The sequence below is a fragment of the Bacillus sp. FG16 genome (assembly GCF_057809515.1).
Genome location: NZ_JBMDKC010000364.1, coordinates 1 through 384, shown reverse-complemented (window position 1 = coordinate 384; position 384 = coordinate 1). Strand labels below are relative to the sequence as shown.

Sequence of the window (384 nt, the reverse complement as noted above, 5' to 3'; positions counted from 1 at the left end):
TCATGAATAAATCAGAATTAATCAAACAAGTCGCAATACAATCTGAACTAAAAAAGCCACAAGCAAGTCTTGCAGTAGATGCAGTATTAGAGTCCATTCAACATGCACTACAAAATGGGGAACATGTACAGTTACTTGGCTTCGGTTCATTCGAAGTAAGAGAACGTGCTGCACGTGAAGGACGCAATCCACATACTGGTGAATCTCTTACCATTCCTGCGAGAAAAACACCTGCCTTTAAAGCAGGGAAAGCATTAAAAGAAGCTGTAAACGCTAAATAATATTTCTATAACAGTAGCATGAATCCAGTAGGAATCATGCTACTGTTATATTTTAGAAGCGAATCGTGGAGATCGCATGTTTATATACAAGCTGTTGCTTTCC

1 protein-coding gene is annotated in these 384 nt (G+C 38.5%); it reads left to right on the top strand.

The features are described 5' to 3' along the window. Window positions 1-2 precede the first annotated feature (2 nt). Window positions 3-281 carry an HU family DNA-binding protein gene (locus ACODS7_RS32755; RefSeq protein WP_144518314.1) on the top strand — a complete coding sequence of 93 codons (279 nt, stop codon included), beginning with the start codon at window positions 3-5 and terminating at the stop codon, window positions 279-281. The last annotated feature ends 103 nt before the right edge of the window (window positions 282-384 follow it).